The following is a 24,925-nucleotide window of genomic DNA, read 5'->3' on the forward strand; positions in this document are numbered from 1 at the left end:
GGCCAATCTGCCCGGTTATTTGAACTTCGTTGGAAAACCGTTACGAATTTAGTAAAACTTCACACCTCCGTCACCTGCCGGAAACCTAGATTGACGCGTCCCGGGACACACCGGAGACAGCCCTCAATGCTCGAGTTTTCCAGTCAGGAGAGAAGCTGTGAAACACCCGATCCAACGGCCCGCCAGCCGCCGCCGCAACCACCTGGCAACATCCATCACCCATATCCTCACCGGCGGCGCCCTGCTGCTCGCCGGCGCCGTGGCCTCCTCCCCTGCATTCGCACAGGAACAGGCCACCAACCTTGACCGGATCACGGTCACCGGTTCGAACATCCCGCGCACCAACACCGAGACACCGTCGCCGGTGCAGGTGGTAACCCGCCAGGAGATCGATCGCACCGGCAAGACCACACTTGCCGAGTACCTGCAGACCATCACCGCCGATGGCGCCGGCTCCATCCCCAAGACCTTCGGCAACGGCTTCGCCGGTGGCGGCGCCGGCATTTCGCTGCGCGGCCTCGGTGCCGGCTCGACGCTGGTGCTGTTGAACGGCCGCCGCATGGCCACCTACGGCCTGGCCGATGACGGCCAGAAGGTGTTCACCGACCTCAGCACCATCCCCCTCGATGCCGTCGAGCGCGTGGAAGTACTGAAGGACGGCGCCTCGGCGATCTATGGTTCCGATGCCATCGCCGGCGTGGTCAACATCATCCTGCGCAGCGACTTCCAGGGCGCGATCCTGCGTGCCTCCTACGGCACCTCCGGTGATGGCGATGGCGATGCAAAGAAGGCCACCCTGACCGCCGGTACCGGCGATCTGGCTACCGATGGCTGGAACGCATTCTTCAGCCTGGACGTCGGCAAGACCGATGCCATCAAGATCAGCGACCGCAAGAACCGCAAGTGGATCGGTACCGGCGATACCCGCCCGTGGGGCTACGACGCAGCCGACTCGCAGTTCCTGGGCGGCGCGTATCTATCCAAGGGCACGGCAGGCGGCGTCGGCCCCAATGGTTCGGTCTTCGACGACCGCAATGTAACCAAGGACAATCCTGCCTTCCTGGTTGCGCTGCCGGGCTGCGCGAACCTCACCACCATTCCGGGCCAGACGGATGCAAGCGCGCAGGCGCAAGGCTGCCTGTGGGATCCGGCGCAGCAGTATCGCGACCTGACTCCTGAAGAGAAGTACATCAACGTGTTCGGCCGTGCCAGCTTCGCTTTCGGCGAAGGCGGCGAGATCTACACGGAGATCGGCTACTCGAAGAAGGAAACGATCTTCAGCAACACCCCGTCAGGCGCCGCGGGTACCTGGGGCTATCCAGGCGGCGTCGTCACCGCGAACAGTGGCTCCAAAGCCACCGTGCTCGGCCCGAACCATCCTGACAACCCGATTCCCGGCCAGGCCTCCAGGCTGCGCTATTCGGCGTGGGATGTCGGTCCGCGCGTGACCAACAACACCAACGAGTTCAACCGCTTCCTGGTGGGCGTCAAGGGCAACTGGGGTGACTGGAGCTACGACACCGCCTACCTGCATTCGGCGACCGACCTGGTCAACAAGCGCACTGGTTTCCTGCGCTACAGCGCCGTGCAGTGCGCGCTGGGCAATCCGAACTGCGCAGGTGGCGTGTGGCGCATCGGCGACAATGCCAATCTGAATTCGCAGGCGTTGTACGACTACATCTCACCAACCATCAGCGCCCGTGCGAAATCCGGCCTGGACATGTTCGACTTCACCGTGTCGCGCAGCCTGATGGACCTGAAGGGTGGTCCACTGGGCCTGGCAATCGGCACGGAATGGCGCAAGACCAGCAACAGCCTGACCCCGCAGACCTACACCGACACGGGTGACATCATCGGTCTGGGTTACTCGGCCTACGACGGCACCCAGAACGTGTATGCCGGTTACGTCGAACTGTCCGCACCGGTGCTGGAACAGCTGGAACTGTCTGGTGCCCTGCGATACGACAAGTACGAAAGCGGTGAAGGCAAGGCCACGCCGAAGCTCGGCGTGAAGTGGACTCCTGCCGACTGGATCGCACTGCGTGCCAGCTATGCTGAAGGCTTCCGCGCACCGAACCCTGCCGAAAATGGTGACGGTGGCCTGGCTGCATTCTCGAACGCATCCGACCCGGTTCGTTGCGCCATCGACGCCGGCGAATGTACCGCCCGTACGGTAGCGATCATCACCCGCCCGAACAAGGATCTGAAGCCGGAGGAATCCAAGAGTTACTCGGTGGGCATCGTGCTGCAGCCGACGTCCTCGACCTCGTTGACCGTCGATGCGTGGCAGATCAAGCGCACCAACGAAATCGCCCAGGGCAGCACGACGGCAGCGATCCGGGCCGGCAATGTGGTGCGTGACATCAACAACATCGGCGGCGTTCCCAACAGCGGCAACATCCTCGCGGTCAACACGGCCTACGTGAATGCCAACTCTTCACGTGTTCGCGGCATCGATACCGATATCCGCCAGACCTTCGACATCGGTCCGGGCCAGCTGGAAATGGACCTGCAGTGGAGCCACGTCCTGAAGTTCGAGCGTACCGAAGGCGATGAGACTGTCGACTATGCCGGCACCCACGGCAATTGCGACGTCACCAACTGCATCGGCACCCCGAAGGACAAGATCAACTTCGGTACCACCTGGCGACAGGGACCTTGGAGCGTCAGCGGCATTGCCAACTACATCGGCAAGATGGACAACACCGACAAGCGCGGCGGCACGTATCAGGCGTTCTATGAAGATGGAACGCCGGTGAAGAAGATCTCTTCGTTCACCACCTTCGATCTGTCCGGTCGCTGGAACATCACCGAAGCCTTCGAGCTCAATGCCTCGGTGGCCAACGTGTTCGACCGTATCGCCCCGCTCGATCCGACCACCTACGGCGGCGTGAACTACAACCCGATGCACTTCTCCGGTGCGCTGGGCCGTTACTTCACCGTCGGTGCCAAGTACACGTTCAAGTAATCCTGCTGCAGCGTCACCCGCAAAGGCCCGGGCTCTCGCCCGGGCCTTTGCTTTTTTCCGCACGCGACAGCGTCCATCATGGGCACCCCGGACAGCTGCAGCGCACGTGATGCCCTCTTCCAACCAACGCCTTGGCCTGGCCGCACTGACCGCACTGGTGGTCGGTTCGATGGTCGGCGCCGGCATCTTCTCGCTGCCGCAGAACGTGGCGCGCAGCGCCGGCCCGGCCGCCGCACTGATCGGCTGGGCAGTGAGCGGTGCCGGCATGCTGATGCTCGCCTTCGTGTTCCAGGCCCTGGCCAATCGTCGCCCCGACCTGGACACCGGCATCTATGCGTATGCGCGCGCAGGCTTCGGCAACTACATCGGCTTCTCTGCGGCCTGGGGCTACTGGGTCGCTTCGGTGCTCGGCAACGCCAGCTTCTTCGTGCTGATCTTCAGCGGCATCGGCCACTTCGCGCCGGTGTTCGGTGAAGGCAATACACCGGCCGCCATCGCCGCATCGTCCGTGTTGCTGTGGACCGTGCACCTGCTGGTGCTGCGCGGCCTGCGTACCGCCGCGATCATCAATGGCCTGGTCACCGTGGCCAAGCTGGTGCCGATCGCGCTGTTCCTGGTTCTGGCGGCCGGTGCATTCCGCATGGACGTGTTCCGTGCTGACTTCTTCGGCGCTCCCGCGCTGGGGGACATGGGTCAACAGCTGCGCGGAATGATGCTGGTCACCGTGTGGGTGTTCATCGGTATCGAAGGCGCCAGCATCTACTCGCGCCGGGCCACACGACGCGCCGATGTCGGCCGCGCCACCGTGATCGGCTTCATCGGCGTGTGGCTGCTGCTGGTGCTGGTCAGCCTGCTGTCGATGGGCGTGCTGTCGCAGGCCGAGCTGGCGGGCCTGCCCAATCCCTCGATGGCCTATGTGCTGCGTGCGATCGTGGGCGAATGGGGCGCAACGGTGATCATCATCGGCTCGATCATCTCGGTGCTGGGTGCACTGCTGGCATGGGTGCTGCTGTGCGCCGAAGTGCTGTTTGCCGCCGCTGGCGATGGCACGATGCCGGCATTTCTCGGCCGCGAGAACGCGCGCGGCGTACCTGCCAATGCGCTGTGGCTGAGCAACGGACTGATCCAGCTGTTCCTGCTGCTGGTGCTGTTCAATTCGGGCAGCTACACAAGCCTGGTGCTGCTGGCGGCGTCGATGAGCCTGGTGCCGTACTTCCTGTCCAGCGCGTTCGGCGTGAAGCTGGCCTGGCAGGGCGAGGCGTACGCCAGCGCGGCCGGTGCCCGCTGGCGCGACTTCATCGTCGCACTGCTGGCCAGCGTCTATGCGCTGTGGCTGGTGTATGCCGGTGGCCTGGACAACCTGCTGCTGTCGGTGCTGCTGTATGTGCCGGGCGTGGTGCTGTACGCGTTGACCCGGCGCCAGCGCGGCGAGCGGATTTTCACGCGCTGGGAGTGGGTATTGTTCGGCGCGATCCTGGTGGTGGCGATCACAACGCTGGTGGCATTCTGGAAAGGCCAGCTGACGCTGTAGAGCCGAGCACGCGCTCGGCTTCGCGCAGGCAGCCGAGCATGGCTCGGCTCTACAACCGACGTTTCGTCAGCATGCCGATGTCGTGCATCCAGCGTTCGGCCAGGCTGGGCCATGCCGACACCGGCGCATCTTTCAGCCGCAGGCCGAACGCGTGGCCGCCACGCGCGAACAGATGCATTTCAACCGGCACGCCGGCCTCGATCAGTGCGCGCTGATAGGTCAATGCATGACGGACATCGTCCGTCGGGTCATCGGCGGCCTGCACGATGAACGTCGGCGGTGCCTTGGCATCGACCACGATGTCTTTTTCCAGCGAATCATCCTTGCGTACCCAGAGATGCCCCGGATACAGCAGCATCGCAAAGTCCGGCCGGCTGGACTGCGCATCGGCCGCATCCAGCGATGCATAGCTGCGCTGCACATGCGTGCTCAACCCGGCCACCACATGGCCGCCGGCCGAGAAGCCGATCACGCCCAACCGTTGCGGATCGATGTTCCAGTGCGCGGCCTGCGCACGCAGCAGGCCCATTGCCCGTTGCGCATCCTGCAATGCCATCGGCACGGCGGGAATGTCGCGGCAGTTGCATTCGCGATTCCAGTTCGGTCCCGAGGCTGGTACGCGATACTTCAGCAGCGCGCAGGTGATGCCTTGTGCGGTGAGCCAACCACAGATCTCGCTGCCTTCCAGGTCGATCGCCAGCACGTTGTAGCCACCGCCCGGCACCACCATCACTGCGGTGCCGGTAGGCGCGCCTTTCGCCGGAAACACGGTGAGCGTGGGCACGGCTACGTTCTGCAGCATCATCCAGTGCTCGCCACTGGCCTTGGAGACGGTTTCGCTGACCTGTTCGGTGCCTTTCAGCTTCGGCGGCGCCATCACCTGGCCGTCGGGCCAGAGAGGAAATTCAGTGGTACCGGCCGGCGGTTGCCAGTTGGTTGGCGCTGCGGCTGATGCGGTAAATGGCAGCAGGACCATCAGCAGGAGAAATGCAAAGCGAAACGCGCGCATCGTCAACATCCACGTGATGGACCTGCAGTGTAGAGCCGAGTCCGCTCGAAAGATCGCGCGCAATGCATCCACGCATGGCGTGGATCTACCGCCGCACGCGACTGCACGGCACGACGCAACAAAAAAGGCCTGCATCTTGCGATGCAGGCCTCTTGAAAGTGGCGCCCGAAGTTGGACTCGAACCAACGACCCCCTGATTAACAGTCAAGTGCTCTAACCGGCTGAGCTATTCGGGCAGACCGCCAGTATAACGACTCTTCACGCGCGATGGTAGGGGTGATTGGCCAACATCGCAGCGGCGCGATACAACTGCTCGGCCACCACCAGCCGCACCAGCATGTGCGGCAGCGTCAGCGGGCCGATCGACCACTTTTCATCGGCCAATGCAGACACTTCCGGCGAATGGCCTTCCGGCCCGCCAATCAGGAACGCCAGGTCCCTGCCCTGTCCGCGCCAGTGTTCCAGGCGCTGTGCCAGCTGTTCGGAACTGAGCTGGCGGCCCGGCACGTCCAGTGCAACGACATAGGCATTCTTCGGCAACGCAGCGATCACGCGTTTGCCTTCGTCTTCGGTGGCGCGACGTGCGTCCCGCCCTTTGCCGCGCAGGCCGGGCTCGATCTCCACCAGCTCGAAGGGCAACCAGTGCGAGAGCCGCTTCTGGTACTCGGCAAACCCCTGCGCCACCCAACTGGGCGCGCGTTCGCCGGTGGCGATCAGGCGGGCTTTCATCAACATTCCTCCAAAACGTCGACGGCGCCATCGGCGCCGTCGAAAACCGCATCAACGAATGGCTCAGGCCACTTCGTCGTCGTCGTAGGACGGCGGCTGGTCGCCAACGGTCCACAGGCGCTCGAGCGCATAGAACTCGCGCACGCGCGGCAGCATCACGTGCACGATGACGTCACCGAGGTCGACCAGCACCCATTCGGCTTCACGCTCGCCTTCAACACCCAGCGGCATGACGTCGATCTTCTTGGCGAAGCGCACGACCTCGTCGGCGATGGACTTCACATGGCGGGTCGAAGTACCCGACACGACCACCATGTAGTCGGCGACGCTGGACTTGCCGCGTACGTCGATCTCGACCGGGTCCTTGGCCTTCAGGTCTTCGGTGGCTTGACGGACGCTGGCCAGCAGTTCCGGCACGGAGGGCGCGGGGCTGGGCAGATCGACCTTGATGGTCTGGGGCTGGGTCTGGTTGCTCAAAGCGGGTCGACTCGATAAACGTGGGGGCGATTATACGGCCACAGCGCGGCAACCGTATTCACGAGGTGGCAGAGCGGTACAGGCCGTGGCCAGAAACATAGTCGGCCACCGCCGGCGCCAGCATGGCCCGCCAGGGGCCGCCCGCGGCGATCTGGGTGCGCACGGCACTGGCCGATTCCTCGCGCAGCGGGTGGTGCAGGCGCAGGATGCGGCCGGCCGGGCTGGCAAACAGCGCCTGCTCGTTGTCGGCCCAGCGCCCCTCGGTCTGACCCAGCGCGCCGTCGACGCTGGCCCGCAACGGACTGCCCGGACGCTCGGCGACGATGAAATGGGCCAGCCCGAACAGCGACTGCCACTCATGCCAACTGGGCAGGCCCAGCAGGCTGTCGGCCCCCACCAGCCACGCCAGCGGGCGGCTGGGGCCGAGTTCAGCCCGCAGTTCGCGCAGGGTATCGACGGTATAGGACGGCCTGCCGGGAAAGCGCGCGGCCCGATCCAGCTCACGGCGGTCCAGCAGCAGGCCCGGCTCATCGCCGATGGCCAGGCCGAGCATGGTGCAGCGTTGTTCGGCGGTCGCGCCCGGCACCGCGCGGTGTGGCGGATCGGCGGCAGGCAGCATGCGCACCGCCACCTGCAGTTCATCGCGCGCAGCGCGCGCGATCGCCAGATGGCCCAGATGCACCGGGTCGAAGGTGCCCCCGTAATAGATCCGCAGGCTCATGGATCAGGCCCGGGCGAGCAGCCGCACTGCGCGCGCCTCGGACACCGCCACCAGCAGGCGCTCAAGCGCGAGCCAGGCATCGCCGTCGGCGCGCCCCTTGGCGATGCGGTCGACCAGCCCTGCTTCGGCCACGAAACGCTCCCAGCGCTTGCCTTCCGGATGCCGCTGCAGCGCACGCTTGTAGGGTGCCTGCCGCGATTCCCAGATACCGCGGGATTTCATCTCCGCAGCCAGATTGCCGCCACGTGCCTGTACCCGTGCCAGGCCGGCACCGGCCAGCAGTTCGCGGATCACGATCGGCATCAGCGCGGCCACGGCCTCGCCCTCGCCGCGCAACCCGGCCAGCATCCTCAGCACGGCCTGTGGCTGGCCGGAGAACGTCGCCTCCACCAGCCGGAACACGTCGTAGCGGGCGGCATCAGCCACCAGCGATTCCATCCGTTCCACGTCCAGGGTCTGGCCATCGGCCAGCAACGCCAGCTTGTCGATCTCCTGCGCTGCGGCCAGCAGATTGCCTTCCACGCGCTCGGCCAGGCGCTGCACGGCGGCAGGTTCGGCACGCAGGCTTCTGCTGCGCAGGCGCCGTTCGATCCAGTCCGGCAGCTCATGTGGCTTGATCGCCCAGGCCACCGACAACACGCCGACACGGTTCACCGCCTCGGCCCATTTGCCCTGGTGGGCCTTGCTCCATTCATTGGTGGTGATCATCAGGATCACGTCCGGTGCCGGATTGGCGCAGAACTGGCTGATCACCTCGCCACCTTCCTTGCCCGGCTTGCCACTGGGCAGGCGCACTTCCACCAGGCGGCGGGCACTGAACAGGCTGGGGGCGTGAAAACTGGCGTCGAGCTGGTTCCAGTCGAAATCGCGGCCATCGGCGTCGAACACTTCGCGCTCGTCGATGCCGGCCGCGCGTGCGCGGGCACGCACGGCGTCGGCTGCCTCCAGCACACGCAGTGTTTCCGGACCGGCGATCAGATAGACCGGCGCCAGCGCCGTGTCAGCGCCCTGCCCGGCCAGCTGTTCCGGTCGCAGTTCCATCAGGCGCCCGGCTCAGTGCTTGACGGCGGGTGCGGGCTCGACCGGATCGTGCTCGACCGGCTTCGGCGCCGACAGGCTGCCGCCCTTTTCCAGCTCGGCGCGGACCACGCTGTCGATGCGGCGGATGATCGAGGCGGACATTTCCCGGCGCAGTTCATCGGCCAGGATCTCGCGTTCGGTGGTGGTACCGGTGGCGTCGGTCGGCGGCGACACGTAGTCGCGCGACAGTTCGATCACCTGCTGCGGCACCAGCTCGCTGCCGTCTTCGCGGCGGAAGATGAAGATCACCGCATAGCGCAGGCTGTATTCCTGCGCGCGGCCCTGCGAGTCGATCGCGATGGGCAGGTCGCCCCAGCGTTCGGACAGGACCTGCAGCTGGGCATTGGGGCCCTTGCTGTCCTCATCGGCCAAGCGCGCACCGGAGGCCAGCAGGCTGCGGTTCAACAGCTTGACCAGCTCGCTGTAGGGCGCGGTGGACACCACCTTCACCGGCGCCGTGTCGGTCGGCAGCATCAGCTTGTTGCGCAGGTGGAAACCACAGCCGGCGAGGCCGAGGACGAGAACGAGGGCAAGCAGGATTCGGGTCATGGAGACAGTCTGGCGGAGCCGGGCGATCACGGCAACAGACAGGGTGCCCGAGGCCGCGTGAACGCAGGGCCATCGGCCGGGCACGCCCGGCGTGGCGACAACGCACCGGCCACCAGGATGGCGGCCGGTGCCAGGTACATCAGGCAGCGACGATGTTCACGATCTTGCCGGGGACGATGATGATCTTGCGCACCGTCAGGCCTTCCAGGAACTTGGCCGCGTTCGGCTCGGCCAGGGCCAGCGCTTCGATCTGCTCACGCGCGGCATCGGCGGCCACCTCGATGGTGCCACGCAGCTTGCCGTTGACCTGCACCGCCAGGGTCAGCGCGTCGCGTACCAGCGCGCTGCTGTCGGCCTGCGGGAACGGCTGGTCTTCCAGCAGCGTTTCGCCATGGCCCAGCACCTGCCACAGGGCGTGGCTGGCGTGCGGGGTGATCGGGTTGAGCAGCAGCACGATGGCCTGCAGTGCTTCCTGGCGCACGGCGCGCCCCTGTTCACTGCCGTCCTCGAACTTGGCCAGCGCGTTCATCAGCTCCATCACCGCGGCAATGGCGGTGTTGAAGCTGTGACGACGGCCGTAGTCGTCACCGACCTTGCCGATGGTCTCGTGGGTCTTGCGGCGCAGGGCCTTCTGGCTGGCATCCAGCGCGGCCGCGTCGAGCACCGGTGCGGCACCGTCGGCAGCGTGCTTCTGCACCTGTGCCCACAGGCGGCGCAGGAAGCGGGCCATGCCGTCCACGCCGGCTTCGTTCCACTCCAGTGACTGTTCCGGCGGTGCAGCGAACATCGAGAACAGGCGCACGGTGTCGGCGCCGTACTTGCCGACCATCGCCTGCGGGTCCACGCCGTTGTTCTTCGACTTGGACATCTTCTCGGTACCGCCGACCACCACCGGCTGGCCGTCGGCGATCAGCGTGGCGCCGGTGATGCGGCCGCGCTCGTCGCGCTGCACTTCCACATCGGCCGGGTTGATCCAGTCCTTCGAGCCGTCCGGGTTCGGGCGGTAGTAGGTCTCTGCGATCACCATGCCCTGGCACAGCAGGTTGCGCGCAGGCTCGTTGCTGTCCACCATCCGCGCGTCGCGCAGCAGCTTGTGGTAGAAGCGGAAATACATCAGGTGCAGGATCGCGTGCTCGATGCCACCGATGTACTGGTCCACCGGCAACCAGTAGTTGCCGCGCTTGTCGACCGCATCGCGGGCACCCGGCGAAGTGTAGCGGGCGTAGTACCAGCTCGACTCCATGAAGGTATCGAAGGTGTCGGTCTCACGCTCGGCCGCGCCACCGCATTCCGGGCAGGTGGTCTTGCGCCATTCCGGATCGGTCTTGATCGGCGAACCGGTGCCGGCGAACGCCACGTCTTCCGGCAGCACCACCGGCAGCTGGTCTTCCGGCACCGGCACCGCGCCACACTTGTCGCAGTAGATCACCGGAATCGGGCAACCCCAGTAGCGCTGGCGGCTCACGCCCCAGTCGCGCAGGCGGTAGTTCACCCGGCGCTGGCCCTGGGCCTTGCGCTCGAACCGTTCGGCCAGCGCCTCGAAGGCACCCTGGAAGTCCAGGCCGTCGAACTCTGCCGAATTGACCAGCTGCCCGTCCTTTTCCAGATACGGCAGCCGGAGATGCTCGGCGAATGCAGCGATTTCATCCTGCAGCTGGCTTGAATCAACCATGGACTGCGCTGCCGACAGTGCTGCGTTGATATCGTCAAGATCTGCGGGGTAATCGGGGCAACCAACCCAAGCGCTCTTCAACTTGGCCTTGATGTGCGCCCAGCTCTCAATCCAGGCGGCCGGAGCCACGACATACTTGATGCGGCTGTTGGTGACGCCAATGGCGAACTCATGATCCCGCTGATCATGTGCCGGAACCGCCATCACTGCACCGGTCCCGTACCCCATCAGCACAAAATTCGCGACCCAAATTGAAATCGGGTCGCCGGTTACAGGGTGAATTGCCTTCAGCCCAGTGTTGACGCCTCTTTTAGCCTGAGTCTCCAACTCCGCCTCAGACACGCCGCCCTGCTTGAAATCGGCGAGCTTTTCCGCCAGCTCCGGGTTGTTCTTCGCCGCATGCAGGGCCAGCGGGTGCTCGGCCGCGATCGACACGAAGGTCACGCCCATCACGGTATCCGGGCGGGTGGTGAACACGCGCAGCGGATCCAGTGCGGTGCCATCGACGTCACGCACGTCGAACTGGATTTCCAGGCCTTCGGAGCGACCGATCCAGTTGCGCTGCATGGTCTTGACCGAGTCCGGCCAGCCGTCCAGCTCATCCAGGCCATCCAGCAGTTCCTGGGCGTAGTCGGTGATGCGCAGGAACCACTGCGGGATCTCGCGCTTTTCCACCAGCGCGCCGGAGCGCCAGCCACGGCCGTCGATGACCTGCTCGTTGGCCAGCACGGTCTGGTCGACCGGGTCCCAGTTCACCACCGCGTTGCGGCGATAGGCCAGGCCCTTGCGCATCAGGCGGGTGAACATGCGCTGCTCGTGGACGTAATAGTCCGGGCGGCAGGTGGCGAACTCGCGCGACCAGTCGATCGCATAGCCCAGCGACTGCAGCTGGCTGCGCATGTGGTCGATGTTCTTGTAGGTCCAGGCGGCCGGTGCGGTCTTGTTCTTGATCGCGGCGTTTTCCGCCGGCAGGCCGAACGCGTCCCAGCCCATCGGCTGCAGCACGTTGTGGCCGGTCATGCGCTTGTAGCGGCTGATCACGTCGCCGATCGTGTAGTTGCGCACGTGGCCCATGTGCAGCGCACCGGACGGATACGGAAGCATCGACAGGCAGTAGTACTTCGGCTTGTCCGAGGCTTCATCGACCTCGAAGGCACGGGTAGCATCCCAGTACTGCTGGGCGGCGGATTCAACCTGCTGCGGATCGTAAACGTTGGGTTCGACGCTGGTCATGTAACACGCGGTTGCGGCGGCAAAGCGGTACAGCGTACCGCAGTGCGGCAAATGGCTCCAATCCTGCCTGCCGGGCCGGCGCGCGGCGAGGCAGCAGAAACCGTCTCAGCGCCTGCGCGACAGAGGCAGGGCCAGGGCCAGCCACAGCGCCCAGCAGGCAAAGGCCAGGCGCTGCGCCAGCGCCGCCGGCAGTACGCCCGGCAGTCCAAACGCGAGCAGACCGGCACCGATCCCGCAGCCCAGCGCCAGCAGGCCCAGCCTGCGCCCGCCGGGATGCCGCAGTCGTGCCGCCCCCAGCATCACGCTGCCGGCGACAAAGGCCAGTGCCCAGACCATCCACACGCTGGCGTGCAGCTTGCTGGCCGGGCCCTGCATATCCATCTGCCCCTCGAAATCCAGCGGCAGCAGGCCCATCGCGATGAAGGCAAGCGCGGCCAGCAGCAGCATCTGGCTGCCCACGCGTGCCGTCCAGGCGGCGTCCACCGGCAGTTGCCGGCGCAGGCGCTCGGCCACGACCACCGCCAGTGCACCCGGCAGCACCAGGCCCAGCAGGTTGAAGCCCAGCGCATGGGGAATGCCGTGCGCGCCCAGCCAGGTCACCGGATGCAGTGCCTGCGAATAGTCCGGCAGCACCGCACCGAAGCCGACCACCGACAGCACGAACAGGGCAGCGGCGAGCACGCCCACCCAACGATCCAGCCGAACCACGGACATCGCAGCCACTCTTCAGAAGAACATCAGCACATTGTCGCGGCAGGCGGCACCTCCGCCAAGCTGTCCAGGATTTCACGATGGGTATGACCACAGGGTTGAGACCGACAGGGTTCGTCACCATAGAATCGGTCTCCAGATGCCGAACGATGCCCCATGACCGAGACGACCTACGTATTCGACGCCACCACCGCTACCTTCGAGGCGGAAGTGCTGCAGAAGTCGCTGCAGACGCCGGTCCTGGTGGATTTCTGGGCGACCTGGTGCGAGCCGTGCAAGACCCTCGGCCCGATGCTGGAGAAGCTGGCCGGCGAATACAACGGCGCCTTCGAGCTGGCCAAGGTCGATGTGGACAAGGAACAGCAGATCGCCGCGGCCTTCCAGATCCGTTCGGTGCCCACCGTGTTCCTGGTCAAGGGTGGGCAGCTGGTGGACGGCTTCCCCGGCGCCCTGCCGGAAGGTCAGCTGCGAGAATTCCTGGCACAGCACGGCGTGGTGCCGGCTGATATCGGCGACACCATTGCCGAGGACGAGGCCCCGCTGGACCCGCAGGCGCAGGTGGACGTGCTGCGCGCGCAGATCGCCGCCGAGCCGGACAAGGACGAGCTGAAGCTCGACCTGGCCCTGGCCCTGCTGCAGGTCGGCGGCGTGGACGAGGCCGGCACCCTGATCGATGCCCTGCCCGCCAACCTGGCCACCGACGACCGCGCCGTGCGTGGCCGCGCCCGGCTGTCCTTCGCCGCCGCGCTGAAGGAAGCCCCGCCTGCGGAGGTGCTGGATGCGCGCATCGCCGCCGATGGCAAGGATCTGCAGGCGCGTCACCTGCGCGGTGTGCAGCTGCTGCTGGCAGGCCAGGACGAAGCCGCGCTGGAACAGTTCCTGGAGATGCTGCGGATCGACCGCGGCTTCCAGGAAGGACTGCCGCGCAAGGCGCTGATCGATGCCTTCAACGTCATCTCCGATGAAGACCTGGTAGGCCGCTCGCGGCGCCGGATGGCCTCCCTGCTGTTCTGAACGGCAACGGCACCGTTCAGAATCCCTGCACTGAACGCGGGCAATAATGCCCGCGATGGTGGCCTCCAGGGCCGCCACGATCCGTTCGGGGGGATGAGGTCGGGGCCATGGGGTCTTGCAGCTGCGCCCCCGCTTTGCCGGGACAGCATTCCGTGACCGTTGGCCGCTCGTCGTCTTTCATCATCCGTTTCCTGCGCACACTGTTGTGTGCCCTCTTCCTGTTGCCGGCGCTCGCCGGCGCGCAGGACTGGAACTATCGGGTCCGCCCCGGCGATACCCTGTGGGACCTGGGCGCTGCCTACCTCAAGCCGAGCGTGGGCTGGCAGCAGCTGCAGCAGCACAACCGCATCGACAATCCATACCGGCTGCCGCCGGGCGAACTGTTGCGCTTCCCGATCGGCTGGTTGCGCATCGAACCCGCACCGGCGCGGGTACTCGCGGTGCGTGGCCAGGTTGAACTGAGCGCGGCCGATGGCAGCAGCAATCGCGCCGTGCGCGCAGGCGAGCAGCTGCACATCGGCGATGCGATCCAGACCAAGGCCGATTCCAGCATCACCCTGGAATTTGCCGACGCGTCGCGGTTGCAGCTGCGCGAGTACTCACGCCTGCGCCTGGACCAGCTCAGCCGCTATGGCCGCACCGGCATGGTAGATACCCGCCTGCGCCTGCAGCAAGGCCGCGCCAGCAACCGGGTCACCCCTGCGCGCGGGCCGGCCTCTCGCTACATCATCGATGCACCGACGGCCACCAGCAGCGTGCGCGGGACCGTGTTCCGGGTCAGTGCCGGCGACGACGCCCAGGCCGGTGCCACCGAAGTACTGGAAGGCAAGGTGCAGGTCGGCAACCCGCATGGCCAGCGTCTGGTGCACCCTGGCCAGGCCAGCCGCAGCGCGGGCAGCGGAACGGCACCCGAAGCGGTTTCCGGTCTGCTGCCGGCACCGCACCTGCGTGCCGATTCGACCCGCCTGGGAGCCTTGCCGGCCCAGCTCGCCTGGGAACCGGTGACGGGTGCCGATCACTACCGGGTGGAAGTCGTGCAGGCCGCAACTCCGGAAATCCTGTTGTTTGCGGCCACCACCACCGACACCGGGCTGGTGATCGGCGAGCTGCCGCCGGGAGCGCTGCGCCTGCTGCTGCGCGCAGTGGATGCACAGGGTGTGGAAGGTCTCGATGCCAGCGAGGATTTCCTCCTCGGCGACCAGCCGCCACCGCCACTGACCATTTCCCCGGTGCAGGGGCAGACGGTCAACAGCGACCGGCCGCGCTTCCACTGGAGCCAGGCGCCCGGTGCCAGCAGCAGTGTGCTGCAGGTGGCCGACGAACCGCAGTTCCTGCAGCCGCTGCGCGAGCAGAGCACCGATGGCACCGACCTGCGCCTGGGCGAGCCGCTGCCTCCCGGCCAGTACTACTGGCGGATCGCTTCGCGTGATGGCCAGGGCCATCAGGGTCGCTACGGCCAGGCACTGACGCTGCAACTGAGCAATGAACCGGTGGACCCGGCGCTACAGCCGCCCGAAGCCACCGATGGAGAGCTGACGCTGCGCTGGCAGGCGGGAAGCGATGGGCAACGCTATCGGGTGCAGGTCGATCGTCGCGGTGATTTCAGCGCGCCGCTGGTCGATAGCACCGTTGACGAACCGCAGGTCAGCCTCAAGCGCCCGTGGCGCGGCACGCTGCACATCCGCGTGCAGTACATCGACGACGACGGCCACGCAGGCCCGTTCTCGCCTGCCCAACAGGTCAAGCTGCCGTGCCGCCTGTGCTACGGCGCGGGCGGCGGTGTTCTGCTGCTGTGGCTGTTGCTGTGAGGCGCTCGCCACTGCCGTGGTCGCGACGGATCCTGCTGGCCGTGCTGGCAGGTGTAGCGACTGCGGTGGTCAGCCACGGCCAATGGCTGTGGCGGCAGGATGAGACGGCGTACGACCTGATGGTCGGCAGCTGGGATTACCGTCCTGACCCCAGCGTGCTGATCGTCGCCATCGACGAGGGCAGCCTGCAGCGGCTGGGCCAGTGGCCGTGGCCGCGCTCGTTGCATGCCCGCTTGCTGGACCGCCTGACCGACGCCGGTGCCGAGCGCGTCGCGCTGGATCTCATGCTGTCCGAGCCCGACCGTCGCGATGCGCGCCAGGATGCCGAGCTGGCAGCGGCGATCCGTCGCAACGGTCGCGTGGTGCTGCCGGTGCTGGCCGCGCCGGCCGCTGGCGACCGCATGGCTGAGGAGATGCTGCCGATCCCGCTGATTGCTGCCAGCGCGGCCGCCATCGGCCACAGTGACGTTGAAGTGGACGGCGATGGTGTTGCCCGCGGGGTCTACCTGCATGCCGGCATCGGCCAGGCACACTGGCCTGCGCTCGGCCTGGCGTTGACCGGTCTGCCGTCGCAGCACGCGCAGGGCCTGCCCGACCCCGATCCCGCGCTGGACTCACCCTATCAATGGCGCCGCAACGACTACGTGCGCGTGCGCTATGCCGGGCCGCCGGAACGCTTGCCGCAGGTGTCCTACGCCGATGTGCTGGAAGGGCGCGTGGATGCATCGATGCTGCGTGGCAGGCGCATCGTGGTGGGCATGACGGCCAGTGGCATCGCCCCTCGCCTGTTGACTCCCACCACCCGCGAATACTGGATGAGCGGCAGCGAATATCAGGCCAACATCGCCTCGATGCTGCTGCAGGACAAGCAGATAGACGTGTTGCCCCGCGCCTGGCAGGACGCCCTGGCCGGCCTGCTGGTGGCGATGTGTGTACTGCTGCTCGGGCTGCGCCTGCCCTGGGTGGTTGCCCTCTGCTCGCTGCCGGCCGCGCCGCTGCTGAGCTGGCTGCTGCTGCGCACCAGCAGCCTCTGGTGGGCGCCGGCCAGCGCGCTGCTCGGCGTCGTGCTGGTACTGACTGTGTGGGCGACCTGGCGGATCGCCTCCTGGCACCGCCAGGCCAACCGCGATGCGCTGACCGGACTGGGCAACCGCCTGCGCTTCGAACAATCGCTGCAACAGGAATGCGACGCGGCACGCCGCAGTGGCAAGCCACTGACCCTGGCCCTGATCGATGTCGACCACTTCAAGCACCACAACGATCGCCATGGCCACCAGGTTGGCGATCGTGTGCTGTGCGAAGTGGCCCGCCTGATCCAGGCGCATGCCCGGCGCCCCCGTGACATGGCTGCCCGCTACGGCGGTGACGAGTTCGCACTGGTGCTGCCCGACACCCCGGTTGAAGGCGCACGGCAGGTGATCGAAGACCTGATCTCCTGCATACGCGCCCTGCCACCGCCCGGCGATGGCAGCGAGACGGGTGTCACCCTGACCATCGGCGTCTACACCCGCGTGCCGGACAGCGACCTGCAACCGCATCATTTCGTCGAAGGCGCCGACAACGCGCTTTACCGGGCCAAGGACAATGGCCGCGACGGTTATGTGATCGACGGCGGCACGCCCGGGCCATAGCGGCCGGCAGGCCTGATGTGGATGCCACGGGCTACAACATACGCATGCGAATGGTTAGACTGGGATCCCTGCCCCCTGCCCGGTTCCCGCATGAAAGCCAGCACGTTCCGCTTCGGCATCAATCTGTGGCCACCGTTCCTGTTCACCGGCATCCATGTCACCCGGATCACCCCCGACTACCGGCAGATCGACGTGGAACTGCGCCTGCGTCCCTGGAACCGCAACTACGTCGGCACCCACTTCGGCGGCAGCCTGTTCGCGATGACCGATCCGTTCTGGATGCTGGGTCTGATGCACACCCTGGGCCGTGACTATTACGTCTGGGATCGCGCCGGTGCGATCGATTTCCTCAAGCCCGGCCGCGGCACAGTACGCACGTCCTTCCGCATCGACGACGCCCTGTTGGATGAACTGCGTACGGCGGCGGCCGGCGGCGAAAAAGTGCTGCGCTGGTTCAGCAACGACGTGGTCGACGAAGCTGGCGAGGTCGTCGCGCAGGTACGCAAGCAGGTCTATGTGCGCCTGAAGCCACACGCACGGTAAAGCGGGTCGGCTGGCGCCCCGCTATCCTCTGCAGCCCTGCCATGGAGGCTGCAATGCGCCTTTTCGTCCTTGCTGCGGCACTGACCGCCCTGCCCTTCGCCGCCAGCGCACTGGACGTGCCGCCGGTGCGCTATCCCTCCCTGCCGGCGCACGCCGCTACGGCCGAGGCTTTCGTACCGGCCGGCTGGGCGCTGGAATACCGGATCGAAGGCGACCTCGACCAGGATGGGCGCGCCGACCTTGCGCTGGTGCTGCGCCAGCAGGACCCAAGCAACATCATCGAGCACGATGGGTTCGGGCCGTCGCCGTATGACAGCAACCCGCGCATCCTCGCCATTGCCTTTGCGCGACCGTCGGGTTACGTGCTGGCCGCGCAGAACCACGCGCTCATTCCGCGGCCGGACTCGCCGGTGCTCAGCGATGCGCTGGCCGAAGGCACCGGCGTGTCGATCCAGCGCGGCGCACTGCGGGTAGGGCTGTACTCGTTTTCCAGCGCGGGCAGCTGGTCGACGAGCACCACCACGTTTACATTCCGCTGGCAGGAAGGCGCCTTCGCGCTGATCGGCTACGACCGCGACTCGATGATGCGCAATTCCGGGCAGACCGAAGGCCTCAGCGTGAACTTCTCCACCGGCAAGGTGAAGCTGACCGAAGGCAGCATGCAGGACGACAAGGAACAGGTGCGCTGGCAGACCCTGGCTGACCGCAAGCGCTGGACGCTGGACAGCGTTGGCGATGGCTGGGCGTTCAATCCGCTCGGCGACGGCGGCTGAGCCCGGGTCAGTCCGCCCGCAACGGCATCGACAGATGCGGGCCCTCGCCTTCGCGCGCCGGGCCACGCCGCAATAGCTGCAGGTGGCGACCGTCGGCAGACAGTTGTGGCATGCGGGTGTCCGAACGCCACTGCGCGGGCAACCGCGCCAGTGCCTCGTCGGCTGGCCCGGCCTGTTGCCGCAGCCAGCGCTGCGCCCCAAGCAGGCGGATCATCGCCGCTGCGTCCTGGCTGCGCGCCGCGTACTGTGCGTAGGACGGCCCGGCGATGGCGCTCAATGTGCATCCCAGCGGATTGGCCACGCAGCCCACATCCCATCGGGGCGGTGGCGGGACAAGGAGCGGGACGTCGGCCGCCAGCGCCGTGGCTGCAGCAGGCCGGCATGCCCAGCCGAAATTGCCGGCGACCCGGGCCAGGGTGTGGTCGCGATCCAGCAGCAGGCGGCTGCCTGCTGTCTGCGTGGACGCCTCGATGGCAGCCTTGTTCATCGCGAATTCGCCCTGCATCGCTTGGCACAGGCTCTGCTCGTCGGCGTCCAGCGGCTGCAGCGCCACCTCGCAGGAGGCGGGCAGCACGTAATCCGGTGATTGCTCGACCAGCATGTCGCCCAGCAACGCGGCATGGGTCCTCACCACAACAGCGCCCATCATGCTGTCCATCAGCGTGCTGCTGGTGCGCATCATCCGCCGCCCGAACCGAACCGATCTGCAGCCTGCCTCGACGGCACCGGCAACATCGCCCTGCAGATAGGCCAGTGCCTGCGCACTGGCGCCATCCAGCAGCGGCGTGTACGCCGGTAGTGGCATGAGTTCGATTCCGCTGGGCTGGAACGGGGAATCGAAACGATCGAAGTCTGCCAACCGGGCCAGTCGCTGGTGCAGGCCGGCATGCCCGGCGTGGGCGTCAGCGAAGCGCTGCGGATCAGCGCGCACCTGTGCCAGGCAGCCGACGGGCCCGACGGCACAACGACCTGCCCCATCCAGAGTCAACGGTGCGTGTTTGGCCGCCAGCACCGACGCGTGCGACGCCTGCGATGGCGAGGCCTTCCAGCGCTGCACATCGTCGGCCAACGCCGCCTCGCGCTGGGCCTGGTCCAGCCCATCGAAGGGCAGCGTCCACAGCAGGGCGAAGCCGTTGCGACCTTCGTTGGGTTGCACGGCCTCAAGCAGACGCCTGTCTTCCCGCTGGGCGGCCGACAACGGCCAGAACCTCGACAGCAGCCATGCCGCGACGGCCATCACCACCAGGGCCAGCATTGCCCAGCCCAACCACCGCAGCATCTTCAACACAGCATCCTTTCCCTGCATGGCCAGCACCGCCAACGGACAGCGTAAACGAGCGGCCGCGACCGCTACAATGCGCGCATGTCGCTCGAAGCCCCCGCCCTGGTTCCCCGCCCCTCCCTGCAGCGCCTGTTCCTGACCGGCCTGCTGACCCTGTTGCCGATCTGGCTGACCTGGGTGGTGGTCAAATTCGTGTTCGTGCTGCTGTCGGGCATTTCCAGCCCGCTGGTAGTGCCGCTGTCCGAACAGATCGCGACCAACTTCCCGCATTACCTCGGCTGGGTCCGCGCCGAATGGATCCAGAACACCATCGCCCTGCTGGCCACGCTGCTGGTGATCCTGGCGGTGGGCGTGGCCAGCCGCCGCGTGGTCGGCCAGCGCCTGCTGCGCTGGGTCGGTGCGGTCATCAAGCGCATTCCGCTGGCCAGCATCATCTATGACAGCGCCAAGAAGCTGCTGGACATGCTGCAGACCGAGCCGGGCAGCACCCAGCGCGTGGTGCTGATCGACTTCCCGCATCGCGACATGAAATCAGTCGGCCTGGTCACCCGGGTCATCAAGGAACAGGGCACCGACCGCGAACTGGCGGCCGTCTACGTGCCCACCACGCCGAACCCGACCTCGGGCTATCTGGAGATCGTGCCCGTCGAACTGCTCACCCCGACCGACTGGACGGTGGACCAGGCGATGAGCTTCATCATTTCCGGCGGTGCAGTGGCGCCCTCCAGCGTTCCGTTCACCCGCGCTGGCGATCGTTCCGAATGAGCGAGGCGTCGCACGCGCGCCCGCTGCAGGACCGCGCGGTCCTGCTGTTCATCGTGCTGGCCGCGTTCTTCTGTGGCAACGCCGTACTGGCCGAACTGATCGGGGTGAAGATCTTCGCCCTGGAAGACACCCTCGGCATCGATCCGCTGAACTGGAACCTGTTCGGCCAGACCGGCTCGTTGAGCTTCACCGCCGGCACGCTGCTGTGGCCGGTGGTGTTCATCATGACCGACACCATCAACGAATTCTTCGGCAAGCGCGGGGTACGTTTCATCTCGTGGCTGGCGGTGGTGCTGATCGCCTACGGTTTCCTGTTCGCCTTCGCTGCGATCTCGCTGGCACCGGCCAACTGGTGGGTGACCTCGATGGATGCCCACGGCGTGCCCGATTACCAGGCCGCGTTCGCGGCGGTGTTCGGACAGGGCATGTGGACCATCGCCGGTTCGCTGGTGGCATTCCTGTTCGGCCAGCTGATCGACGTGGCGGTGTTCCATCGCATCCGCCAGGCCACCGGCGAGCGCCATGTATGGCTGCGCGCCACCGGTTCCACCGCGGTCTCGCAGCTGGTGGATAGCTTCGTGGTGATCTGGATCGCCTTCGTGCTCGGCCCGCAGCACTGGCCGACATCGCTGTTCCTGGCGGTGAGCAGTGTCAACTATGTCTACAAGATGGGCTTTGCGATCGCCCTGATTCCGTTGCTGTACCTGATGCGGCGTGCAATCACCCGTTATCTGGGCGAACACCGCGCCGCCGACCTGCGCGCTGCGGCCGCGGCTGACTGAAGCCCCAGCGGCGCGCAAGCTGACTGCGCCCTCACGCTGGCCGTACGCGCGCGGATCGTGCAAGCTCCACGGTCTGTGTTCCACGGAAGCTTCTTGATGCAGTATTCCCCCCGCGTCCTGGCCGCCGCCATCGCCGCGTTGTTCCTGTTCAGCGCCGTTCCGCCGGCCGAAGCAGCGAAGAAGAAGGGCAGCCGCCCCGCCGCCGCGCAGACCCGCCAGGCAGCCAAGCCGAAGGCCCGCGCCGGCACACGTGCCACCCCGCCGGCCCGCGGCAGTTCGGCGCGCCGCGCCGCGCCGCGTCCGGTCGCCCCGGCCCGCGCAGCGCCCAAGCAGGTGCAGCTGGAGCGCTTGTACGACGAATACTGGGATGCCTCCATGCGGTTGAACCCGCTGCAGGCGACCTTCCAGGGCGAGCCGCGCTACAACGACCAGCTGCCCAATATTCTTTCCGCCGCCTGGCGCCAGCAATCGCACGACTTCACCACCGAATGGCTGGGCAAGGTCGAGAAGATCGGCAGCGACGGCCTGCAGGGGCAGGACCTGCTCAGCTACGAGATCTTCGTGCGCGACGCCCGCGCCTCGCTGGCCGCCGAACGCTATCCGAGCTGGATGATGCCGATCAGCCAGTACTACAACGTCGGCAGCATCATGGCCATCCTCGGCGCCGGCGCGGGTGCGCAGCCGTTCAACACGGCCAAGGACTACGACACCTGGTCGCGACGCTCGCTGGGCATTCCCGATCTGTTCGACCAGGCCATCGCCAACATGCGCCAGGGCATGAAGGCCGGCGTGGTGCAGCCGCGCGACCTGATGGAAAAAGTACTGCCGCAGCTGGACGCGGTGATCAAGCCGACCGCCGAAGAGAGCATCTTCTGGTCGCCGATCCGGACCATGCCGGAGTCCATCTCCGCCGAAGACAAGGCGCGTATCAGCGCCGAGTACAAGCGCATGATCGAACTGCGCATCATGCCGGCCTACCGCGCCCTGCGTGGCTTCATCGCCACCGAATACCTGCCTGCCACGCGCAGCAGCAGCGGCCTCGGCGCACTGCCCGATGGGCAGGCGTGGTATGCCAACCTGATCGTGCAGACCACTGCCAGCCAGCAGACCGCCGCGCAGCTGCACGCGCTGGGCGAACAGCGTGTGCAGGAGCTGCAGGCGCAGATCACCACGGTGATGCGCGATGGCAAGCTGCGCAGTTCGCAGGCCAAGCTGCTGCGCAGCATGCGCAACGACCGCCAGTTCCAGTACAGCGACGCCAACGCGCTGCTCAACCGTTACCGGCAGGTGCAGCAGCAGGTCGATGCACGCCTGCCGCTGGTGCTGGACACCCTGCCGAAGGCGCCGCTGCAGATCCATGCAGTGGAGCCGGAGCGCGCCATGACCGCCGCCGCCGCCTCCTACCAGCCGTCGCCCCCGGGGCAACCCGGCGTGCTGTTCGTCAACACCCGCGACCTGCCCAGCCGCAAGCGCTGGAACGTGCCGGTGCAGTACCTGCATGAAGCCATTCCCGGCCACCACGTGCAGCTGGGCCTGCAGCAGGAACTGACCAAGCTGCCGCGCTTCCGCCGCCTCGGCGGTGACCTCGCCTTCGTCGAAGGCTGGGGCCTGTATGCGGAAACCCTCGGCGAAGACCTCGGCGCGTACACCGATCCGTACGACCGCATCGGCTATCTGTATTCGCGCCTGCTGCGCGCCGCGCGCGTGGTCGCCGACACCGGCGTGCATGCGCAGGGCTGGAGCAAGCAGCAGGCCGTGACCTATCTGCAGAAGACCGTCGACATGAGCAGCGACGACGCCAACGCAGAGGTCGAACGGATCATGGCCCAGCCCGGCCAGGCGCTGTCCAACGTGGCGGGCCTGACCACGATCATCGCCCTGCGCGACAAGGCCAAGGCACGTCAGGGTGCAGCGTTCGACCTGCGCCGCTTCCATGCCGAAGTGCTGAAGGACGGTTCGATGCCACTGGATGTACTGGACCACAAGATCGAACGCTGGCTGGCCCAGCCGGCCACGGCAACACCAGCACCCGCACCCTGACCGTCACGGAGCTGCCATGCGCCCTGCCGCCCTGCTGTGTATCGCCGCCCTCGCTGTGCTGCCGTCGATCACCCTGGCGGCGGCACCGCTGGCGCCGCCGGACGCAGGCATCGATGGCCTGATGCAGGCCTACGACGGCCAGGTGCCGGGCGCAGCGGTGCTGGTACTGCACGACGGGCGACCGGTATTCCGTCGCGGCTACGGGCTGGCCGTGGTCGAAGATGGCAGCGCCGTGACGCCGGCCAGCAACTTCCGCCTGGCCTCGGTCAGCAAGCAGTTCACTGCCGCCGCCGTGCTGTTGCTGGTCGAGGATGGACGCCTTGCGCTGGACCAGCCGGCGCGGCGCTGGCTGCCGGAACTGCCGCCCGCCGCTGCCGCCATCACCCTGCGCCAGTTGCTGTCGCACACCAGCGGCCTGCTGGACTACGAAGACCTGATGGACCCTGCCGACACCCGGCAGGTGCACGACGCCGATGTGCTGGCCCTGCTCGCCCGCGAAGATCGGCTCGCCTTCGCACCCGGCACGCAGTACCGCTACAGCAACAGCGGCTACGCATTGCTGGCGCTGATCGTCGGCCGCGCCGCCGGCACCGGTTTTGCCAGTTTCCTGCAGCAGCGCATCTTCCGGCCACTGGGCATGACGCATACCGTCGCCCACCAGGACGGTGTCGATGCGGTGGCGCAGCGTGCCTATGGCTACAGCGAGATTGACGGCCACTGGCAACGCACCGACCAGAGCACCACCAGCGCCGTACTCGGCGACGGTGGCATCTATTCCTCGCTGGACGACCTCGCCCGCTGGGACGCAGCCCTGTACGACAACCGCCTGCTGTCAGCCGCATCACGCAAGGCGATGTTCAGCCCAGCCACCGCCACCACCGAAGCGGACGTACCGCACTACGGTTTCGGCTGGCGCTTGAATGGCCGCATGCAGTGGCACAGTGGTGAGAGCATCGGCTTCCGCAACGTGATCCTGCGCTACCCGGACAAACACCTGACCGTGATCGTGCTGAGCAACCGCAACGCCCCCGAACCCTATCCGCTGGCACTGAAGATCGCCCAGCGCTGGCTGGACACCCTGCAATGACCCCCGATACCACCGACCTGCTGGGCATCCACCATGCCGCACTGATCTGCAGCGACTACGCGCGCTCGAAAGACTTCTACGTGCGCGTGCTGGGCCTGCGCATACTGGCCGAGAACCACCGCGCCGCACGTGACTCGTGGAAACTGGACCTCGCCCTCCCCGATGGCGGCCAACTGGAGCTGTTCTCCTTCCCCTCGCCGCCCGCAAGGCCCAGCCGCCCCGAAGCCCAGGGCCTGCGCCACCTCGCGTTCCGGGTAGCCGCGCTGGAACCGTTCATCGAACGCCTAGCCAGCCACGGCGTAGCCTGCGAACCGATCCGCGTGGACGAATACACCGGCCGCCGCTTCACCTTCTTCGCCGACCCCGACGACCTGCCGCTGGAGCTGTACGAGATCGGTTGAGCGTTTTTCAATCGCGAAGTTCATCCACGCATTGCGTGGATCTACGTGTCGACCAAGGTCGACACCCACCAACAGCAGGCCATGCCATTCCGACAGATCGCAGGACTCTGTCGAAGGCG

General features: G+C 66.6%; 21 protein-coding genes and 1 tRNA gene. 12 read left to right on the forward strand and 10 right to left on the reverse strand.

The genetic code is table 11. The features are described 5' to 3' along the window. Positions 1-157: 157 nt before the first annotated feature. Positions 158-2,968 (forward strand): TonB-dependent receptor, encoded by a 2,811-nt coding sequence (locus H3005_RS19180; RefSeq protein WP_191078791.1) that lies wholly within the window; start codon positions 158-160, stop codon positions 2,966-2,968. A gap of 109 nt (positions 2,969-3,077) precedes the next feature. Beyond that, on the forward strand, positions 3,078-4,499 hold the full coding sequence (arcD, locus tag H3005_RS19185; protein WP_191078792.1) for an arginine-ornithine antiporter: 1,422 nt from the start codon (positions 3,078-3,080) through the stop codon (positions 4,497-4,499). 49 nt (positions 4,500-4,548) lie between these two features. On the opposite strand, the gene H3005_RS19190 is transcribed toward arcD, so the two are convergent. From H3005_RS19190 to H3005_RS19230, 9 genes are all read right to left on the reverse strand, one after another. Then, the gene (locus tag H3005_RS19190; RefSeq protein ID WP_191078793.1) at positions 4,549-5,508 is read right to left on the reverse strand and encodes an alpha/beta hydrolase; all 960 of its coding nucleotides are present in this window, start codon (positions 5,506-5,508) and stop codon (positions 4,549-4,551) included. A gap of 159 nt (positions 5,509-5,667) precedes the next feature. After that, a tRNA-Asn gene (locus H3005_RS19195) sits at positions 5,668-5,744 on the reverse strand. A 22-nt stretch (positions 5,745-5,766) separates the two neighbouring features. Continuing rightward, on the reverse strand, positions 5,767-6,237 hold the full coding sequence (gene rlmH / locus H3005_RS19200; RefSeq protein ID WP_025879294.1) for a 23S rRNA (pseudouridine(1915)-N(3))-methyltransferase RlmH: 471 nt from the start codon (positions 6,235-6,237) through the stop codon (positions 5,767-5,769). A 63-nt stretch (positions 6,238-6,300) separates the two neighbouring features. Further along, a complete protein-coding gene (gene rsfS, locus H3005_RS19205) occupies positions 6,301-6,714 on the reverse strand; it encodes a ribosome silencing factor (protein WP_089236374.1) in 414 nt (137 codons plus the stop codon). A gap of 58 nt (positions 6,715-6,772) precedes the next feature. Beyond that, positions 6,773-7,435: a nicotinate-nucleotide adenylyltransferase gene (nadD, locus tag H3005_RS19210; RefSeq protein WP_191078794.1), complete on the reverse strand. Its 663-nt coding sequence runs from the start codon at positions 7,433-7,435 to the stop codon at positions 6,773-6,775. 3 nt (positions 7,436-7,438) lie between these two features. After that, positions 7,439-8,476, reverse strand: coding sequence for a DNA polymerase III subunit delta (holA, locus tag H3005_RS19215; protein WP_191078795.1), 1,038 nt, complete (start codon positions 8,474-8,476; stop codon positions 7,439-7,441). Between the two features lie 12 nt (positions 8,477-8,488). Continuing rightward, positions 8,489-9,064 carry an LPS assembly lipoprotein LptE gene (gene lptE / locus H3005_RS19220; RefSeq protein ID WP_089236377.1) on the reverse strand — a complete coding sequence of 192 codons (576 nt, stop codon included), beginning with the start codon at positions 9,062-9,064 and terminating at the stop codon, positions 8,489-8,491. 139 nt (positions 9,065-9,203) lie between these two features. Next, positions 9,204-11,969: a leucine--tRNA ligase gene (gene leuS / locus H3005_RS19225; RefSeq protein ID WP_191078796.1), complete on the reverse strand. Its 2,766-nt coding sequence runs from the start codon at positions 11,967-11,969 to the stop codon at positions 9,204-9,206. A gap of 105 nt (positions 11,970-12,074) precedes the next feature. Next, complete coding sequence (locus tag H3005_RS19230; RefSeq protein WP_191078797.1) at positions 12,075-12,683, reverse strand: DUF998 domain-containing protein; 609 nt, start codon at positions 12,681-12,683, stop codon at positions 12,075-12,077. 153 nt (positions 12,684-12,836) lie between these two features. On the opposite strand from H3005_RS19230, the gene trxA reads away from it, so the two are divergent. From trxA to H3005_RS19255, 5 genes are all read left to right on the forward strand, one after another. Further along, positions 12,837-13,694, forward strand: coding sequence for a thioredoxin (trxA, locus tag H3005_RS19235; RefSeq protein WP_180166270.1), 858 nt, complete (start codon positions 12,837-12,839; stop codon positions 13,692-13,694). Positions 13,695-13,801: 107 nt separating this feature from the next. Beyond that, a complete protein-coding gene (locus H3005_RS19240; RefSeq protein WP_191078798.1) occupies positions 13,802-15,502 on the forward strand; it encodes a FecR domain-containing protein in 1,701 nt (566 codons plus the stop codon). After that, a complete protein-coding gene (locus H3005_RS19245; RefSeq protein WP_100553170.1) occupies positions 15,499-17,133 on the forward strand; it encodes a CHASE2 domain-containing protein in 1,635 nt (544 codons plus the stop codon). The genes H3005_RS19240 and H3005_RS19245 overlap by 4 nt, the downstream gene beginning before the upstream one ends. Before the next feature lie 90 nt (positions 17,134-17,223). Next, a complete protein-coding gene (locus H3005_RS19250) occupies positions 17,224-17,676 on the forward strand; it encodes a DUF4442 domain-containing protein (protein WP_032975063.1) in 453 nt (150 codons plus the stop codon). Between the two features lie 53 nt (positions 17,677-17,729). Beyond that, the gene (locus H3005_RS19255; protein WP_191078799.1) at positions 17,730-18,449 is read left to right on the forward strand and encodes a hypothetical protein; all 720 of its coding nucleotides are present in this window, start codon (positions 17,730-17,732) and stop codon (positions 18,447-18,449) included. A 7-nt stretch (positions 18,450-18,456) separates the two neighbouring features. On the opposite strand, the gene H3005_RS19260 is transcribed toward H3005_RS19255, so the two are convergent. Continuing rightward, positions 18,457-19,728 (reverse strand): hypothetical protein, encoded by a 1,272-nt coding sequence (locus H3005_RS19260; RefSeq protein ID WP_223880352.1) that lies wholly within the window; start codon positions 19,726-19,728, stop codon positions 18,457-18,459. Between the two features lie 84 nt (positions 19,729-19,812). Between H3005_RS19260 and H3005_RS19265 the strand changes: the two genes are divergently transcribed. From H3005_RS19265 to H3005_RS19285, 5 genes are all read left to right on the forward strand, one after another. Then, complete coding sequence (locus tag H3005_RS19265; protein ID WP_100553172.1) at positions 19,813-20,496, forward strand: DUF502 domain-containing protein; 684 nt, start codon at positions 19,813-19,815, stop codon at positions 20,494-20,496. Further along, a complete protein-coding gene (locus tag H3005_RS19270) occupies positions 20,493-21,278 on the forward strand; it encodes a queuosine precursor transporter (protein ID WP_100553173.1) in 786 nt (261 codons plus the stop codon). The genes H3005_RS19265 and H3005_RS19270 overlap by 4 nt, the downstream gene beginning before the upstream one ends. A 96-nt stretch (positions 21,279-21,374) precedes the next feature. Further along, entirely contained in the window at positions 21,375-23,318 is a 1,944-nt protein-coding gene (locus H3005_RS19275) for a DUF885 family protein (protein WP_191078801.1), read from the forward strand. 16 nt (positions 23,319-23,334) lie between these two features. Next, positions 23,335-24,405: a serine hydrolase domain-containing protein gene (locus H3005_RS19280; RefSeq protein WP_191078802.1), complete on the forward strand. Its 1,071-nt coding sequence runs from the start codon at positions 23,335-23,337 to the stop codon at positions 24,403-24,405. Then, complete coding sequence (locus H3005_RS19285) at positions 24,402-24,806, forward strand: VOC family protein (RefSeq protein WP_191078803.1); 405 nt, start codon at positions 24,402-24,404, stop codon at positions 24,804-24,806. The genes H3005_RS19280 and H3005_RS19285 overlap by 4 nt, the downstream gene beginning before the upstream one ends. Positions 24,807-24,925 lie beyond the last annotated feature (119 nt).

The sequence above is a fragment of the Stenotrophomonas sp. Br8 genome (genome assembly GCF_014763005.1).
GTDB classification, from domain to species: Bacteria; Pseudomonadota; Gammaproteobacteria; order Xanthomonadales; family Xanthomonadaceae; genus Stenotrophomonas; species Stenotrophomonas lactitubi.

Coding starts and splice junctions, on each gene's coding strand:
- holA (WP_191078795.1), bottom strand. CDS start 8,476: ATGGAACTGCGACCGGAACAGCTGGCCGGGCAGGGCGCTGACACGGCG.
- leuS (WP_191078796.1), bottom strand. CDS start 11,969: ATGACCAGCGTCGAACCCAACGTTTACGATCCGCAGCAGGTTGAATCC.
- rlmH (WP_025879294.1), bottom strand. CDS start 6,237: ATGAAAGCCCGCCTGATCGCCACCGGCGAACGCGCGCCCAGTTGGGTG.
- trxA (WP_180166270.1), top strand. CDS start 12,837: ATGACCGAGACGACCTACGTATTCGACGCCACCACCGCTACCTTCGAG.
- H3005_RS19265 (WP_100553172.1), top strand. CDS start 19,813: ATGTCGCTCGAAGCCCCCGCCCTGGTTCCCCGCCCCTCCCTGCAGCGC.
- nadD (WP_191078794.1), bottom strand. CDS start 7,435: ATGAGCCTGCGGATCTATTACGGGGGCACCTTCGACCCGGTGCATCTG.
- H3005_RS19250 (WP_032975063.1), top strand. CDS start 17,224: ATGAAAGCCAGCACGTTCCGCTTCGGCATCAATCTGTGGCCACCGTTC.
- H3005_RS19280 (WP_191078802.1), top strand. CDS start 23,335: ATGCGCCCTGCCGCCCTGCTGTGTATCGCCGCCCTCGCTGTGCTGCCG.
- H3005_RS19270 (WP_100553173.1), top strand. CDS start 20,493: ATGAGCGAGGCGTCGCACGCGCGCCCGCTGCAGGACCGCGCGGTCCTG.
- H3005_RS19230 (WP_191078797.1), bottom strand. CDS start 12,683: ATGTCCGTGGTTCGGCTGGATCGTTGGGTGGGCGTGCTCGCCGCTGCC.
- H3005_RS19275 (WP_191078801.1), top strand. CDS start 21,375: ATGCAGTATTCCCCCCGCGTCCTGGCCGCCGCCATCGCCGCGTTGTTC.
- H3005_RS19260 (WP_223880352.1), bottom strand. CDS start 19,728: ATGCTGCGGTGGTTGGGCTGGGCAATGCTGGCCCTGGTGGTGATGGCC.
- H3005_RS19285 (WP_191078803.1), top strand. CDS start 24,402: ATGACCCCCGATACCACCGACCTGCTGGGCATCCACCATGCCGCACTG.
- H3005_RS19255 (WP_191078799.1), top strand. CDS start 17,730: ATGCGCCTTTTCGTCCTTGCTGCGGCACTGACCGCCCTGCCCTTCGCC.
- lptE (WP_089236377.1), bottom strand. CDS start 9,064: ATGACCCGAATCCTGCTTGCCCTCGTTCTCGTCCTCGGCCTCGCCGGC.
- arcD (WP_191078792.1), top strand. CDS start 3,078: ATGCCCTCTTCCAACCAACGCCTTGGCCTGGCCGCACTGACCGCACTG.
- H3005_RS19240 (WP_191078798.1), top strand. CDS start 13,802: ATGGGGTCTTGCAGCTGCGCCCCCGCTTTGCCGGGACAGCATTCCGTG.
- H3005_RS19190 (WP_191078793.1), bottom strand. CDS start 5,508: ATGCGCGCGTTTCGCTTTGCATTTCTCCTGCTGATGGTCCTGCTGCCA.